The 13,054-nt window shown below is 69.6% G+C and carries 17 protein-coding genes; 6 read left to right on the forward strand and 11 right to left on the reverse strand.

Translation table 11 applies throughout. The features are described from left to right. Nucleotides 1-3: 3 nt before the first annotated feature. The 3 genes from melC2 to OHS59_RS40890 form a co-directional block, all read right to left on the reverse strand. Nucleotides 4-834, reverse strand: a complete 831-nt coding sequence (melC2, locus tag OHS59_RS40880) for a tyrosinase MelC2 (RefSeq protein ID WP_328498384.1) — start codon at nt 832-834, stop codon at nt 4-6. Between the two features lie 27 nt (nt 835-861). Then, the gene (gene melC1, locus OHS59_RS40885) at nt 862-1,224 is read right to left on the reverse strand and encodes an apotyrosinase chaperone MelC1 (protein WP_328498385.1); all 363 of its coding nucleotides are present in this window, start codon (nt 1,222-1,224) and stop codon (nt 862-864) included. A gap of 147 nt (nt 1,225-1,371) precedes the next feature. Next, nucleotides 1,372-1,512 (reverse strand): hypothetical protein, encoded by a 141-nt coding sequence (locus OHS59_RS40890; protein WP_328498386.1) that lies wholly within the window; start codon nt 1,510-1,512, stop codon nt 1,372-1,374. Nucleotides 1,513-2,255: 743 nt separating this feature from the next. On the opposite strand from OHS59_RS40890, the gene chvE reads away from it, so the two are divergent. Then, on the forward strand, nt 2,256-3,353 hold the full coding sequence (gene chvE / locus OHS59_RS40895) for a multiple monosaccharide ABC transporter substrate-binding protein (protein ID WP_328498387.1): 1,098 nt from the start codon (nt 2,256-2,258) through the stop codon (nt 3,351-3,353). A 76-nt stretch (nt 3,354-3,429) separates the two neighbouring features. Here the strand turns inward: chvE and OHS59_RS40900 are convergent, their stop codons facing one another. Beyond that, nucleotides 3,430-4,095 carry a Tat pathway signal sequence domain protein gene (locus OHS59_RS40900; RefSeq protein ID WP_328498388.1) on the reverse strand — a complete coding sequence of 222 codons (666 nt, stop codon included), beginning with the start codon at nt 4,093-4,095 and terminating at the stop codon, nt 3,430-3,432. A gap of 777 nt (nt 4,096-4,872) precedes the next feature. On the opposite strand from OHS59_RS40900, the gene OHS59_RS40905 reads away from it, so the two are divergent. After that, nucleotides 4,873-5,565 carry a DUF6230 family protein gene (locus tag OHS59_RS40905; RefSeq protein ID WP_328498389.1) on the forward strand — a complete coding sequence of 231 codons (693 nt, stop codon included), beginning with the start codon at nt 4,873-4,875 and terminating at the stop codon, nt 5,563-5,565. Further along, the gene (locus OHS59_RS40910) at nt 5,565-5,987 is read left to right on the forward strand and encodes a DUF6114 domain-containing protein (RefSeq protein WP_328498390.1); all 423 of its coding nucleotides are present in this window, start codon (nt 5,565-5,567) and stop codon (nt 5,985-5,987) included. The genes OHS59_RS40905 and OHS59_RS40910 overlap by 1 nt, the downstream gene beginning before the upstream one ends. A gap of 54 nt (nt 5,988-6,041) precedes the next feature. Here OHS59_RS40910 and OHS59_RS40915 read toward each other — a convergent pair whose 3' ends face one another. The 6 genes from OHS59_RS40915 to OHS59_RS40940 all read right to left on the reverse strand — a co-directional run bounded on the left by OHS59_RS40915 (nt 6,042) and on the right by OHS59_RS40940 (nt 9,305). Beyond that, nucleotides 6,042-6,668, reverse strand: a complete 627-nt coding sequence (locus OHS59_RS40915; RefSeq protein ID WP_328498391.1) for an alpha-ketoglutarate-dependent dioxygenase AlkB — start codon at nt 6,666-6,668, stop codon at nt 6,042-6,044. Nucleotides 6,669-6,736: 68 nt separating this feature from the next. After that, on the reverse strand, nt 6,737-6,961 hold the full coding sequence (locus OHS59_RS40920; protein WP_328498392.1) for a CDGSH iron-sulfur domain-containing protein: 225 nt from the start codon (nt 6,959-6,961) through the stop codon (nt 6,737-6,739). Between the two features lie 59 nt (nt 6,962-7,020). After that, nucleotides 7,021-8,028 (reverse strand): iron-containing redox enzyme family protein, encoded by a 1,008-nt coding sequence (locus OHS59_RS40925; protein ID WP_328498393.1) that lies wholly within the window; start codon nt 8,026-8,028, stop codon nt 7,021-7,023. A 111-nt stretch (nt 8,029-8,139) separates the two neighbouring features. Beyond that, nucleotides 8,140-8,508 carry a VOC family protein gene (locus tag OHS59_RS40930; protein ID WP_328498394.1) on the reverse strand — a complete coding sequence of 123 codons (369 nt, stop codon included), beginning with the start codon at nt 8,506-8,508 and terminating at the stop codon, nt 8,140-8,142. Between the two features lie 133 nt (nt 8,509-8,641). Continuing rightward, nucleotides 8,642-9,001, reverse strand: a complete 360-nt coding sequence (locus OHS59_RS40935; protein WP_328498395.1) for a DUF6479 family protein — start codon at nt 8,999-9,001, stop codon at nt 8,642-8,644. Between the two features lie 133 nt (nt 9,002-9,134). Continuing rightward, nucleotides 9,135-9,305, reverse strand: coding sequence for a hydrophobic protein (locus tag OHS59_RS40940; RefSeq protein ID WP_328498396.1), 171 nt, complete (start codon nt 9,303-9,305; stop codon nt 9,135-9,137). Between the two features lie 278 nt (nt 9,306-9,583). On the opposite strand from OHS59_RS40940, the gene OHS59_RS40945 reads away from it, so the two are divergent. The 3 genes from OHS59_RS40945 to OHS59_RS40955 all read left to right on the forward strand — a co-directional run bounded on the left by OHS59_RS40945 (nt 9,584) and on the right by OHS59_RS40955 (nt 11,913). After that, nucleotides 9,584-10,426: a SigB/SigF/SigG family RNA polymerase sigma factor gene (locus OHS59_RS40945; protein ID WP_328498397.1), complete on the forward strand. Its 843-nt coding sequence runs from the start codon at nt 9,584-9,586 to the stop codon at nt 10,424-10,426. A gap of 387 nt (nt 10,427-10,813) precedes the next feature. Next, nucleotides 10,814-10,987, forward strand: coding sequence for a CsbD family protein (locus tag OHS59_RS40950; RefSeq protein ID WP_328498398.1), 174 nt, complete (start codon nt 10,814-10,816; stop codon nt 10,985-10,987). Between the two features lie 239 nt (nt 10,988-11,226). Continuing rightward, nucleotides 11,227-11,913: a HemK2/MTQ2 family protein methyltransferase gene (locus OHS59_RS40955; RefSeq protein WP_328498399.1), complete on the forward strand. Its 687-nt coding sequence runs from the start codon at nt 11,227-11,229 to the stop codon at nt 11,911-11,913. 77 nt (nt 11,914-11,990) lie between these two features. Here the strand turns inward: OHS59_RS40955 and ligD are convergent, their stop codons facing one another. After that, nucleotides 11,991-12,998: a non-homologous end-joining DNA ligase gene (gene ligD, locus OHS59_RS40960; RefSeq protein WP_328498400.1), complete on the reverse strand. Its 1,008-nt coding sequence runs from the start codon at nt 12,996-12,998 to the stop codon at nt 11,991-11,993. Between the last annotated feature and the right edge of the window lie 56 nt (nt 12,999-13,054).

Here is a 13,054-nt window from a genome sequence, read left to right on the forward strand (position 1 = left end):
GGACTACCGGGGCGCCGTGTCGAACGTGTAGTGGGCCGTGTGGTCCAGCAGATCCGCCGGTGTGGAGTCGTTCCACGGCTTCATCGGCTCGTCGCGGTCGACGACGTCCGGTGTGCCCGCGACCGGAAGGTAGCCGGAGCCCGGGTGCCGGCGCTGCCACTCGGCCCACAGCTTGTCGATGTAGGCATGGTGCAGCCAGAACACCGGGTCGTTGGGGGAGACCCCCGTGGCCATCTGACCGCCCACCCACACATGGACGCGGTTGTGCAGGTTGACTCCGCGCCACCCCTCCAGGTGGTTGCGGAAGCCGTCGGACGCGCTGTTCCACGGCGCCATGTCATAGGCGGGCATGGCGAGTACGGAGTCGACCTCGGCGGCGGTCGGCAACGGGCGGCCGTTGCCGCCGAGCGAGCGGCGCAGATAGGTGCGGGCGTCGACCCGCACGGTTATGGGCCAGTTGCCGGTGGAGGCGGCGAACGGACCCTCCATCACCCGCCCGTCGACAGCGCGACCCGTGCCGCCGAGGAAGTCCGGCGCCCACAGTGCCGCACGGGTCGTCCGGTCGGTGCTCCAGTCCCAGTACGGCAGCGCCACGGAGGCGTCCACGGCCTGCAGCGCCCGCTCGAACTCCAGCAGGAATCTCCGGTGCCAGGGAAGGAACGAGGGCGAACGGTGGCCCACCCGCTCGGAGTTGTCGGTGTCGCTGAGGATGAACGCGTTGTGGGTCGTCACGAAGGTGTCGTAGCGGCCCGCGCGCTTGAGTTCGAGGAGGGCCGCGACGAACCGCCGCTTCTCGTCCGAGGTCAGGTTCGCCTGGTTCCTGCGTACGGTCATGTTAGATGAACTCCGTTTGTGGGAGGGTCAGTTGAACGGGACGAGCTGGGCGCCCCGGAGTTCTTCCACGGCGGCGCGGGCCGCCGCCCGGGGGCTCGCCACCGGGTCGTAGTGGCTCACCACGCTGATCCAGGTGCCGTCGGCGTTGTTCATCACATGCAGTTCGACGCCGTCCACCAGCACGGTGTATCCGGCGCCGTGGTGATGGTGGCCGCCGGTCGGCCGGCCCTCTATGCGGCGGCCCTTGTAGACCTCGTCGAAGGCGGCGGGCTCCCCGCCCCGGCGGTCCGCGGCATAGCCGTGCGAGGGGGTGGCGGCGGCGAGAGTGCCGGCCGCGACGGCCAGTCCGGCGGCGTCGCGCAGGGCGCGGCGGCGGGTGGGATTCGGCATACGGAGACGTCCTCGTGCTCGGTCCGGCGGCATACGCGGTCGCATATGCCCCCGGGAATGGGTCAGTTGGTGTTTCGTATGCCTATCGACCCTTTGGCGGAGCGGGGAAGTCGGGACAGCCTGGTTGGCTGCGATCAGGACAATTGCTCACATGTCGTGCAAGGTTGAACAACGGTGATCTTGCTGTATGGGGAGCGTCGTCAGGGTGTTCCCGCGGAATTTCGCTTCGAAGGGGCGGTCGCGGCGATGATCTTCCGGGGTTCCGGACATGTCCGTGGTGTCGCTCACGTCCGAAGAGTGACGTGAATGCCCGCCATCGGTCCGCCTGCCCGCCTCCGGAAAGAATGGTTGCCTGCGGCATTCGAACGAGTTGTGATGCACGCCCCGGAGCCGGTCCGGGTATGCGCCCCCGACTTCGCGTGCGACTTGGCGGCGGCGCCCGGTCGTGACGCCCGAGCGGTCGAGCAACACGGCGCCGTGGGGCGGTAGTTGGAACCGGATCGTCCGTAAAACACACCAAGCGTCGTTCGCCTTGACACAGCCGATCGTGCGCCGGCGCAACTAATGTGATGAAACAGCGCCACAGTGACCCCACGTCGGGATACGCTGCCCCGCGCACCCCACGTTCGAGTCCGCGCACGTGGGGGCCGGTCATCCCGGCCTGCTCGTGTGCGGGTTCAGCAGAGCCCCAACGCGAGAGACATACCGTCCGGTCTGACGCTTCCACCCCTCACCGCAACCCGGTGAACAAGCCCATCCCGGAAGGCTTCACGCGGCCGGGCACCGATCAACCTTGGCGTCCGCCGCCGGTCCGTACACGCAGTGCGGTCCTCCGGGCAGGGCGTCCCGAACCCCCGTCAGGGCAGCCTCGGCTCGAACTCGGCACCGAAAAGAACGCACCACGGCCTCCGCCAGGAACCGTGCGCCGCGGACGACTCCTCAGGGCCTGCCGGTCCGGCCGGGATCGGACGCCCTCAGGTGCACAGCCGGCCGCCGAGTACCGCCGACTGCCTTTCATCCAGTGAGGAACAATGAGCATGCGCGCCCGCACCACCGTAGCTGCGGCCATTTCGACGGTCCTGTCCATTTCTCTCACCGCATGTGGTGAGGGATCCGACACCGGGAGCGACGGAAAGGCCGCATCCGTGGGTATCGCCATGCCCACGAAGACGTCTCAGCGGTGGATCAACGACGGCCAGAACATGGTCGACGAGCTCAAGGGGTTCGGCTACACCACCACCCTCAAGTACGCCGACAACGACCCGAAGAACCAGGTCGCCCAGGTCGAGGCCATGATCGACAGCGGCGTCGACGCCCTGGTCATCGCCTCGGTGGACGGAAAGGTCTTCACCGACGTCCTGGAGAAGGCGAACTCCGCCAACGTGCCGGTGATCTCCTACGACCGGCTGATCCTCGGCAGCCCCAACGTCGACTACTACGCGACCTTCGACAACGTGAAGGTCGGCACCCTGCAGGCCGACTACCTCACGGAGGGGCTCGGGCTCGTCAACGGCAGCCGGAAGGGCCCGTTCACCGTCGAGCTCTTCGCGGGTTCCCCCGACGACAACAACACGAAGTACTTCTTCGAGGCCGCCATGGAGGTCCTGGAGCCGTACATCCAGAGCGGTGACCTGATCGTCAGATCGGGGGAGACCGAGCTGAAGGAAGTCACCACGCTGCGCTGGGACGGCCCCACCGCCGAGAAGCGCATGAACAAGCTGCTCGACGCGGAGTACTCCGACCAGAGCATCGACGGGGTTCTCTCCCCGTACGACGGTATGTCGCTCGGCATCATCAAGGCGCTCAAGGCGCACGGCTACGGCACCGCGGCCAAGCCGCTGCCCATCGTCACGGGTCAGGACGCCGAGGTGCCCTCGGTCAAGTCCATCATGGACGGCGACCAGTCGCAGACCGTCTACAAGGACACCCGTGAGCTGGCGCTGGTCACCGCGTACATGGTCAACTCCATGGTCCACGGGAAGAAGCCGGCGCTCAACGACACCAGGACGTACAACAACGGCAAGAAGGTCGTGCCCGCGTACCTGCTGGAGCCGGTGAGCGTCGACAAGGCCAACTACGAGCAGGTCCTCGTCGACTCGGGCTACATAAAGAAGAGCGACCTGAAGTAACTCACGCACGGGTGCGGGGCAGGGAGATCCGTCTCCCTGCCCCGCACCCGTCCGTGCGGGCGGCTGCCGGTCGGCGTCAGTTGACGAAGACCGCCGGGCTGCCCGCCTGCGTCGTGTCGGTGACCGGGGCGTACTTGGCCGTGAAGTAGCCGTTGCTGAAGCACAGCGACGAGCCGGAGAACTTCGTGAACTGCTGGTTCGAGAACGCGATGCTGTTGTCGGCGTTGCTCGATGTGCCGGACAGGATGGGCGCCCGGTAGACACAGGTGATGCTGCCGAGCAGCGTACGCAGTACGACAGTTGTCTGGATGGTCGATCCGGCGGCCGGTGTGATGGTGAGGGAGCCCCCGGAGGTCACGGCCGTGGTGTAGGGCAGGTTGTCGACCTTGATGCTCGTGACACCGAGGACGCCGACCACGTTGCTGGTGCAACTCGCGTTGTCGAAGGTGTGGCTGGTGACCGACTCGGTGGCCGTGCCGGGCGCGGCCGGGTTGTCGATCACCGTGGCGACGAAGGCGGACGACGAGCAGGAGATGCCGCTCGTACCGGTGGCGCTGGAGTAGAGCGTGGCGTTCGTGCCGCTCGCCAGGGAGGCGCTGAGGACGTCTCCGGGGGCGACCGCGGTGCCGGCGGCGCCGCCGGTGGTCAGGACCGAGCCGTCGGCCGCGGAGGCCGGGCCGGCCGCCGAGAGGGCGAGGGCCGTGACGGCGGCGGCCAGGGCGAGGGAAGTCCGAGTGCGCATGCGGGTGCCTCGTTTTCGGGAGTGGGGGTGGGAGAGGTGGCCGTCGCCGGCCCGTCGCGCCTTCTCCGAACGCGACGGGCCGACGGCGGCTGCCGGAAGGCCGGCCGGAGGCGTCGAAGGACGGCCTCCGGCACGTGACCGGCGGTCAGGGCAGCCGGGCGCGGACCACGAGGGGGAAGCGGCCGTGCCGGTGCCGTGGAGGAATGAACGCGGATCGCACGTGTGGTCGGTCTGCGAGTGGCCGTCCGTCGACCGTGTGACGGTCTGCCGGCCGCGTCGCGGTGGTGCCGGCCAGGTGACCGGCCTGCCGGCCCTGGATGGGCCCCGCAGGCCGTGCAACGGGATGAAGCCCGGGAATCGACGTGCGTCGCCGGCTGGATCCGACGCCACGGATCCGTGCGTAGCCAGGGAGAGTTGTAGACCTGACTGATGTTCAACGTCAAGACGCAGTAAGGAAGTTGACGTTGAATCAGTGAATGTGGCCGATGATCGGCTGATCCGTGCCGCACCGGCTCCCGGCTGCGCGGCGGAGCTCCCTCCGGTGCCGCGGAAGAGCCCTCCATGGCTTCGTCACATCTTCGACTTCCTTTTTGCACAAGGTGCTTGACCCTCATGGCTTACCGCGGGTAACTTCCGTCGCGGCTACTGCTGCGTAACGAGAAAGCCCTTGCGCCCACCGGGAGGTGTGAGGAGCGTGCGCCGCGTTCGCTGTCCGCGCCAGGACAACGTGCCACCTGAAGCGCCACATCGCGTTGACCATGCCCCTGGGAGCAGAAAATGGCCTCGTCCTCGGACGCAAACCCGTCCGCCGGTTCCACCCCCGAGCCCTTCGAAGTGCCGGAAAGCGGTTCCTCGGCGGAGACACCCGACAGCCCCGAGAGACGGGGGCGGGTCCGTGCGCGCCGTGCCGCGGTGATGGCGGTTCCCGCCACCGTGATCGCCGCGGGCCTCATGATCCTCACCGCCCAGGGGGCCCTGGGTGTGCAGTTCTCGATCTCCGGCATGCCGTTCACGGTCACCGCGACCAACCTCGACGGTGAGGGCTTCGCGCAGTTCGGCGGCCTCGACCAGATGGCCGAGGGCAGCCCCAACGAGGGCGACACCGGAGGCCAGGTCCTGGTCGTGGTCTCCGCGATCAAGAAGGCGACCCTGGAGAATCTCTGCCAGAGCGTCGACCTCGGCGGCACCAACCTGCTCATCAAAGCCGGGGAGGGGTCGCAGAAGGTGTCCGCGACCAACCTCACCACCGACTCCACCGAGCTGTCCGGCAACGCGTCCTTCGACAACATCGAGATCGGCAACGACGCCAGCACGCTCGACAAGTCCCACACGCGGGGCCCGAAGGGCGTCTTCAGCCAGCAGGCCGACACCGTCCACATCGGCAATCTGAGGCAGACCAACTACGCCACCACGGCAGCGGTGTTCAAGCTTCCCGGTCTGAAGCTGAGCTTCAGCGACAAGGGCTGCTGATGGCCGCCTTCCGGCGCTGGCGCGCGGACCGCCCGTTCCTGGGCGGGCTGCTGCTCACCCTGGGCGGGGCGGAGATCCTCGTCACGCAGAAGGCGTCGCTGAAGGTCGTCATGCACATCGGCATGCAGGGCCTGGCCGGCTATCTCCTGCCGGTCCTGATGGTGATCTGCGGACTGCTGATCCTCTTCAATCCCGCCCAGCGCCTCTTCTACTCGATCCTGGGCGTCCTGATCTCCCTGGGCACCTGGATCACCTCGAACCTGGGCGGATTCCTCATCGGTCTCCTCCTCGGTGTCGTCGGCAGCTGCCTCACCTTCGGCTGGCTGCCGGACCAGGAGCCGCGCCGCCGTCGTCGATGGCTCCGCCGCAACCGGAAGCCGGCGGAATCGGCGAAGACGGTGGAGTCGGTGGGTCGTCCGTGACGCGTCGGGGGCGCCGTCGGGACGGCGCCCCCACGGTCGTGGCACCCCCGCGGGTCACTGCACGCCGTGCGGCCGGAACTGGATGCTGACACGGGGGCCCGCGGCCCGTGCGCTCTTGGGGATCGCGTGCTCCCAGGTGCGCTGGCAGGAGCCGCCCATGACGATCAGATCGCCGTGCCCCAGCGGGTGCCGGACCGCGGTCCCGCCGCGCCGGGGCCGCAGAAGCAGATCCCGCGGGGCTCCCACGGACACGATGGCGACCATGGTGTCCCGGTGGGCGCCGCGGCCTGTCCGGTCCCCGTGCCAGGCCACGCTGTCCCGGCCGTCCCGGTAGTAGCAGAGCCCGGCCGTGGTGAACGCTTCCCCCAGCTCATCCGCGTAGTGGCCGGACAGGGCGTCCCGCGCCTCCTCCAGGACGGGATGCGGCAGCGCGCGGTCCTCGCCGTAGAACGCCAGGAGTCGCGGCACGTCCACCACCTGCTCGTACATCTGACGTCGTTCCGCCCGCCAGGGGACCCCGTCGGCGAGCCGGGTGAAGAGCGCGTCCGCCCCGTGGAGCCAGCCGGGCAGCAGGTCGATCCACGCCCCGTCGCCGAGCACGGTCCGGCGCAGCCCGGTGAGCGGACCGAGCCGGATGGTGTCGCTCTGGTCGAACAGTGATCCCTGAAGGTGCGTGGACATGGGTCCAGGCTACCTGCTTATTCGAATGTGTGTGCTATTCGATGTCCGGTCGGGCCCCTCCGGGCCCCTCAGTGATCGGAACCGGGATGCGCGGCCGGAGAGTGGCGGCGGTGGCTGGTGTCGCACCAGGGAAAGATGCGGCTGCGCCGACACGTGCACAGGGCGACGCAGAAGCGGTCGGAGGACACGGTTGTACCGTCCTCCAGAACGATCTCGACCGGTCCTTCGACGAGCATGGGGCCCTCACGACGGGCGACGATCCGACGCGGGCGTTCGGCGGGGCTGTCCGGCACGGCCGTTCACCGCCTCTCTCTCGACGGGATGCGGATACGGGGGCGCTCGTACGGGATGCTCATACGGCGGTGCGCAGGGACGAGCGGCCGGACCGCCAGGCCTCCAGCAGCCGGTCCGCGAGACGGTCCTCGACCCATCCGGTCGCGTCGACGCCGAACGCGATGTCCGCGTCGAGATGGGGCTCCTCCTCCAGCAGGCCGGCGACGACCTCACGGCGTACGACCTGCTCGTGCACCGCGTCGGCCTCGACGTGCTCGGCGTAGAAGTGCTCGGCCGCCGCACCCGCCTCGTTGCGCCGCATCGCGTTCGCGAGCCGCCTGGAGCCGGGGGAGGAGGTGGTCTCCACCGCGGCGAAGTGCCCCACCAGCGCACCGCGCAGCGCGCGGTGCAGCCCGAAGAGCGACATCAGATTGACGACGGCCAGGGCCTCGGCGCCGCTCGCGTCGAGGTAGCGCCCGTACGACGGGTCCAGGTCCAGGTCGGTCATGAGGTCGGCGAACAGCCGGGCGTGCACGCGATCGGCGCGCCCCGCTCCCCACTCGTCGAACTCCACCGCCGCCATACCGGCCTTGGCGCGCCCCCACAGGCGCGGCAGGACCCAGGCGTGCGGATCGGCTTCCTTCAGGTGGTAGACCGAACGCTGGGCGGCGTACTCGCGCAGTTGCCACAACTCGCCCTTGTCCTGCAGGAAATGGGAGACGCCCTCGCCGTCGACGGGTTCCACGAGCAGCTCGTCCAGCGCCTCGTCCGCGTGGGTGTGCCGGGTCGCCCCGGCGCGCAGGGCCGCAAGGAACGGCTCCTCCAGCGCCGCGCGGACCCGCAGCAACTCGGGGTCCCACTCGCGGGCGCCGTCGACGCCGGCGAAACCGCGGTAGTGCAGCTCGTAACAGAGGTAGAGCGCGAGCTGTGGATCGTCGCCGAGCGGGTCGGCGTCGGCACCGGCGAGAGCGGCCTCGCCGGGCAGCGGTCCTGTGCCGCGCAGGTACTCGATGAGGGCCGCGGAGATCTCTCCTCGGCTCGGCGGGAGTTCCGGTTCCGCGACCGGGCGCTTGGCTGCAGGTTCCATGCGTACCGAGTACCCGTGATCGCGGGCCCCTCACGTGCGCGGACTCCCTCACCTGCGCGGACTCACCGTGGCGCGGCGCCGGCCACTTCGCGGCACCGCCGGGTCAAGGGATCATCCGCGTGCGGTGTCGATGACGCAGAAGCGGTTGCCGTCGGGATCGGCGAGCACGACGAAGTCCGGATCCTCGGGATACAGGTCCCAGTCGACCCGCCGTGCGCCGAGGGACACCAGCCGCTCGACCTCGGCGGCCTGGTCGGCGGCGTCGTCCGCGTACAGGTCCAGATGGACCCGGGGGTGCTCCTGCGCCGGCGTCCCGCTCAGCCCGAGGGACACCTGGGGGCCGGTCCCCTCGGCGGGCATCAGCACCACCCAGTCGTCCTCGGCCGCCTCGCGCGGTACGTACCCGAGCGCCTGCGTCCAGAACGCGGCGGCGCGCCGGACGTCCGACACACCCATCACCACGGAGCCGATCTTCACCATGAGCCGAGTGAAGCAGATGTCCGCGGGATGTGGCTGTGCTTTTTCGTCGTCCGGCGCGCTGGGGCGCAGGCGGTCGTGCCCGCGTACGCGGAAGGGTGGCGCGGTCGGCATCGGCGGTGCGGGTCGACGCGGGTCAGGTTCGCCCGGGGCCACCGCTGCCGAAGCCGCCACTGTCGTTGTCGCTCCAGGTCGGGCGCTCCTGGTCCGCCGCGCGGTGCGAGGAGTCGCCGCCCATCTGGTGCGGGTTCAGGCGGTCCTGGCCCTGGGGCATCTCGTCCGGCTCACGCCGTTCGGTCACCGGACCCACGGGGCCGGAGTCGGGGAGGCGGGGCTGCTCCTCGGGGCGGGGCGGCGCGGGCTGCTCGGCACGCTGCCGACGGCCCCACCACACGGCCCCGATCAGGCCACCGACGATGATGACGCCCACCAGGAACGGCACGATGCCGCCCACGGCGGCGCCGGAGGCGGCCAGTGGTGTCGCGTTGAAGTCCATTTCCCCCGAGTACCCTCCCCCACCAGCCGAAACAACCGTCCTGCCCATGACCGGGCAGACACCGTCCCGGACCGGCCCGAAGAGCGGCTCCCGGGCGGTAGGCGCCCGGGAGCCGGCTCGGCGAGGTTCTCCCTCACCATCTGTACCAGCGTGACCTGCCTCCCGATCTCGTGGTGCCGCGCATCAGGAATCCGAGCAACCAGACGACGAGCACGATCAGCGCGATCCACCACAGCACTTTCACGGCGAATCCGGCCCCGAAGAGAATCAGGACCAGCAGCAGGACCAGAAGAACCGGAACCATGGCCTCCACCTCCTGGAGGCTGAGTTCCCCGAATCCCCGTTCGTTACCGCGGCTCGGGTCGTCACTCTGCATGACGGGCCGACCATGGAAAGTCATGTTATGAAACGAATAGTTTGGAGATGTCTGGTTCGGGGGAATTCATGCATAGTGCTTCGGACTGGAGGCACGTCCGCGGGAGCTGGTGAGCCAGACCTCGGTTGTGTCCCGGCCGGGCCCGTTTGTGCGCCCTCCCACGGTGACTGTTCCGTGAGCACCCTCTGAGGGAGATGCGACGCAGTATGCCAATCACCGTCAGAACGAAGCAGCATCCCCACGACGACGCCCCCGACACGGCTGCGGCCTTCGAGCGGCTCGCCACGCTGCCCGAAGGGGCCGAACGGCAAGCCCTGCGTGACGATCTGGTGCGCGACTGGCTGCCCATGGCGAACCGGATCGCCATGCGGTACCGGGGCAGGGGCGAGTCCGTCGAGGACCTCGCCCAGGTCGCGGCCCTCGGCCTCGTCAAGGCCGTGGACCGCTACGAACCCGGGCGCGGCAACGCCTTCGAGAGCTACGCCATTCCGACCATCACCGGTGAGATCAAGCGTCACTTCCGCGACCACATGTGGGTCCTGCACGTGCCGCGGCGCGTCCAGGACCTGCGCAACCGGGTCCGCGCCGCCGCGAAGGAGCTGTCGCAGACCATTCCGGGCCGCAGGCCGACCGTCGCCGAGATCGCCGCGCAGGCGCAGATGACCGAGGACGACGTACGGGCCGGGTTCGAGGCACTCGACAGCTTCACCGCTCTGTCCCTCGACGCCGAGCTGCCCGGCAGTGACGACGGCTACGCGCTCGGGGACGCCCTCGGCGCGTCCGACGCGGGGTTCGATCTGGTCGACGACCGCGAGGCCGTGAAGCCCTGTATCGCGGCTCTCCCCGAACGCGAGCGGACCATCCTCTATCTGCGCTTCTTCAGGGGGATGACCCAGGGCCGCATCGCGGAGCACCTCGGCATCTCGCAGATGCACGTCTCGCGGCTGCTCAGCGGCTGCTGTGCCAGGGTGCGCGACGAGGCGCTCGCCGACGACGATGACGACGATCACGACGGCGACCACGGCAACGACCACGATCACGCGCGCTGACGGGCTCCCGGGCCGGCGCACTGCCGGAGCCGGCGGACCCAGCCGCCCGGCGCGGGGTGCTCCCGAGCCGGGCGACTGTGTGGCGAGCTCACTGCCGAACCCTCCCGGGAGCGGTTTGCCAGCGGCTTGCCATTCACCGAAGTAACCAGCGGCGCCCGAACGAAACGCCCCTTTCGCGTCGGTGGGCGGCCGTGTGCCGCGGCATCTCCCGCAGCGCGTGCCGCACCTGACTGGGCGTCAGTCGAATTCTTCCGGGCGGGGGAAGGGGCACGCGGCCGTCGCGGACCGCAATCACTAAGAGTCACAGACCCTCACGGATTGCGAACAGTGTGTCCCGGGCGCAGGGTGGAGACGGCAGTCCAACCCTCGTTCGAAGGCGGAAACATCATGAGCAAGGCGAAGAGCAAGGCGAAGCAGATGAAGGGCAAGATGAAGGAGACCACCGGCAGGGCCATGGACGACAAGTCCATGGAGGGCGAGGGCCGGGGCGAGCAGATGATGGGCAAGGCCGAGGAGCTCAAGGACAGGGCTTCCGGCCACATGAAGAAGTCCGGCCGATAGAGCAGCGGCCCACTCGCGCGTACGCCCCTGAACGGTCGAACGGTTCGTCCGCGACCGACGGGGGCGTTCCCGCGTCGCCCCGCGTCCCCGCGACAGGCGAGGCGCCCGTGGCGGCGGAGGTGTGGGTGAGTGATCCAGGGGCACTCGGCAGCTGAAAAGACGTGCCCGACCAGGCGTTCAGCGGCCGTGTGCACTTACCTCCCGCACCCGAGAGGGCGCCCGGACGGAGGACTCTCCTCATGGCTTTCCTCGTCGACCCGACACGTCCGCCCGGCCCCGTGATGGCACCGCCGGGCGTCTACGCACCACAGGCCGACACCTTCCTCCTGGCCCGGGCCCTCTACCGCGAGAGCCCCGGTCCCGGCATGGATGTCCTCGACCTCGGGACCGGCACCGGGACCCTGGCGATCTGCGCCGCCCGGAAGGGCGCTCGCGTGACGGCGGTCGACATCGCCTGGCGGGCCGTCCTCACCGCCCGGCTGAACGCCCTGCGGTCACGGCAGCGCCTCACGGTCCACCGTGGCGACCTGCTGGAACCGGTCCGGGGACGGTCCTTCGACATCATCATCAGCAATCCGCCGTACGTTCCCACGCCCCCCTCGGAACCGTCGGGCGGCCGGGGCCGTGAGCGGGCCTGGAACGCCGGGCTCGACGGACGCGTGGTCCTGGACCGCATCTGCGCCGACGCACCGCGTGTCCTGCGGCCCGGTGGTGTCCTGCTCATCGCGCAGTCGGGGCTGAGCGGCACCGACGAGACCCTGGACCGCCTGGCCGACGCGGGACTGCGGGCCACGGTCGGCGACCGGGCGTACATCCCGTTCGGGCCCGTACTCCGCTCGCGTCTGCCCTGGCTCAGGGAGTCCGGCCGGATCGCGGAACGCGAGGAGAACGAGGAACTGGTGATCATCAGGGCCGAACGGACCTGACCGCGGGGGCCTGCTCCAGCCCACCTCGCGGACCCGTCTCGTGTACTCGTTCCATGCACGCGTTTCGCGCACTCGCCTCATATCGGCCTCTCGCGGACGACGTCCCGCGACGGCTTGTCGTGGCGCACACCGAGGAAGCGCGGGTGGCGCAGCATGCCGTCCCGTGTCCACTCCGTGAACGCGATCTGCGCGACCAGTACCGGCTCGGCCCAGTGGGCGCCCGCCTCACGCACCCGGTCGGTGAACGGCGAGGCGGGCAGGCGGAGTTGGTCGAGAGCGCCACGCAGCGCCAGAAGCGTACGACGGTCGAATCCCGTACCCACCTTGCCCGCGTACCGCAGGTCCTCGCCCTCGAAGTGGCCCAGCAGCAGGGCGCCGAATCCGGCGCGGCTGCCGCCCGGTTCGGTGAAGCCGCCGATCACGAACTCCTGCTCCAGGGAACACTTCAGCTTGAGCCAGTCCGGTGAACGGCGTGGCTGGTAGAGGCTCGTGGCCCGCTTCGCGATGAGCCCCTCCCAGCCTCGGGTGCAGGCGTCGGCCAGCAGCTCGGCGCCTCCCTCGTTGCGGTGCGTGGTCAGGCGCAGCGGTGCCCGGTACGTCAGGGCGCGCCGGAGCAACGACTTGCGTGCGCGCAGCGGCAGCCGTGTCGTGTCCGCGCCCTCCAGCCTGAGCAGGTCGAAGAGGCAGTACGTCACGGCGACCGCGCTGGCCTCGACGTCCCGTCGCCGGGTGAGCCCCATACGCTGCTGAAGACGGGAGAAGTCCGTGCGGCCGTGTGCGAACGCGACGATCTCCCCGTCCACGGTGAAGTCCGTGCACGGCTGGGCGGCGAGCGCGTCCACGATCTCCGGGTACGTCTCGTTGAGACGGTTGCCGGTGCGCGAGAGCAGAACGACCCGTCCGCCCTCGCGCACCGCCAGCACGCGGACGCCGTCGAGCTTCCGCTCGAAGAGCCATTCGCCGGGAAAGTCGCGCTGATCGCTGAGCGTGGCGAGCATCGGCCGGGAAGCCAGCTCGACGCCGGGAACCGCGGCCCGGAGCAGCCGCCGCTGGTCGTCGGGCAGGGAACCCAGAAGGTCGGTCATCACCGCTCACTCCTTCACCCGGCCCCCTTCCCCTGCCCTACGCATCGTCCCGCAGG

It is taken from the genome of Streptomyces sp. NBC_00414, assembly GCF_036038375.1.
In the GTDB taxonomy this organism is placed as follows: Bacteria; Actinomycetota; Actinomycetes; order Streptomycetales; family Streptomycetaceae; genus Streptomyces.

Bases quoted from the DNA above. Each gene is read 5' to 3' on its own strand.
- OHS59_RS40910 (WP_328498390.1), top strand. From the start codon at position 5,565: ATGGCCGCCTTCCGGCGCTGGCGCGCGGACCGCCCGTTCCTGGGCGGG.
- OHS59_RS40925 (WP_328498393.1), bottom strand. From the start codon at position 8,028: ATGGAACCTGCAGCCAAGCGCCCGGTCGCGGAACCGGAACTCCCGCCG.
- OHS59_RS40935 (WP_328498395.1), bottom strand. From the start codon at position 9,001: ATGGACTTCAACGCGACACCACTGGCCGCCTCCGGCGCCGCCGTGGGC.
- OHS59_RS40915 (WP_328498391.1), bottom strand. From the start codon at position 6,668: ATGTCCACGCACCTTCAGGGATCACTGTTCGACCAGAGCGACACCATC.
- OHS59_RS40945 (WP_328498397.1), top strand. From the start codon at position 9,584: ATGCCAATCACCGTCAGAACGAAGCAGCATCCCCACGACGACGCCCCC.
- melC2 (WP_328498384.1), bottom strand. From the start codon at position 834: ATGACCGTACGCAGGAACCAGGCGAACCTGACCTCGGACGAGAAGCGG.
- OHS59_RS40950 (WP_328498398.1), top strand. From the start codon at position 10,814: ATGAGCAAGGCGAAGAGCAAGGCGAAGCAGATGAAGGGCAAGATGAAG.
- OHS59_RS40905 (WP_328498389.1), top strand. From the start codon at position 4,873: ATGGCCTCGTCCTCGGACGCAAACCCGTCCGCCGGTTCCACCCCCGAG.
- chvE (WP_328498387.1), top strand. From the start codon at position 2,256: ATGAGCATGCGCGCCCGCACCACCGTAGCTGCGGCCATTTCGACGGTC.
- OHS59_RS40930 (WP_328498394.1), bottom strand. From the start codon at position 8,508: ATGGTGAAGATCGGCTCCGTGGTGATGGGTGTGTCGGACGTCCGGCGC.
- OHS59_RS40955 (WP_328498399.1), top strand. From the start codon at position 11,227: ATGGCTTTCCTCGTCGACCCGACACGTCCGCCCGGCCCCGTGATGGCA.
- ligD (WP_328498400.1), bottom strand. From the start codon at position 12,998: ATGACCGACCTTCTGGGTTCCCTGCCCGACGACCAGCGGCGGCTGCTC.
- melC1 (WP_328498385.1), bottom strand. From the start codon at position 1,224: ATGCCGAATCCCACCCGCCGCCGCGCCCTGCGCGACGCCGCCGGACTG.
- OHS59_RS40900 (WP_328498388.1), bottom strand. From the start codon at position 4,095: ATGCGCACTCGGACTTCCCTCGCCCTGGCCGCCGCCGTCACGGCCCTC.
- OHS59_RS40940 (WP_328498396.1), bottom strand. From the start codon at position 9,305: ATGGTTCCGGTTCTTCTGGTCCTGCTGCTGGTCCTGATTCTCTTCGGG.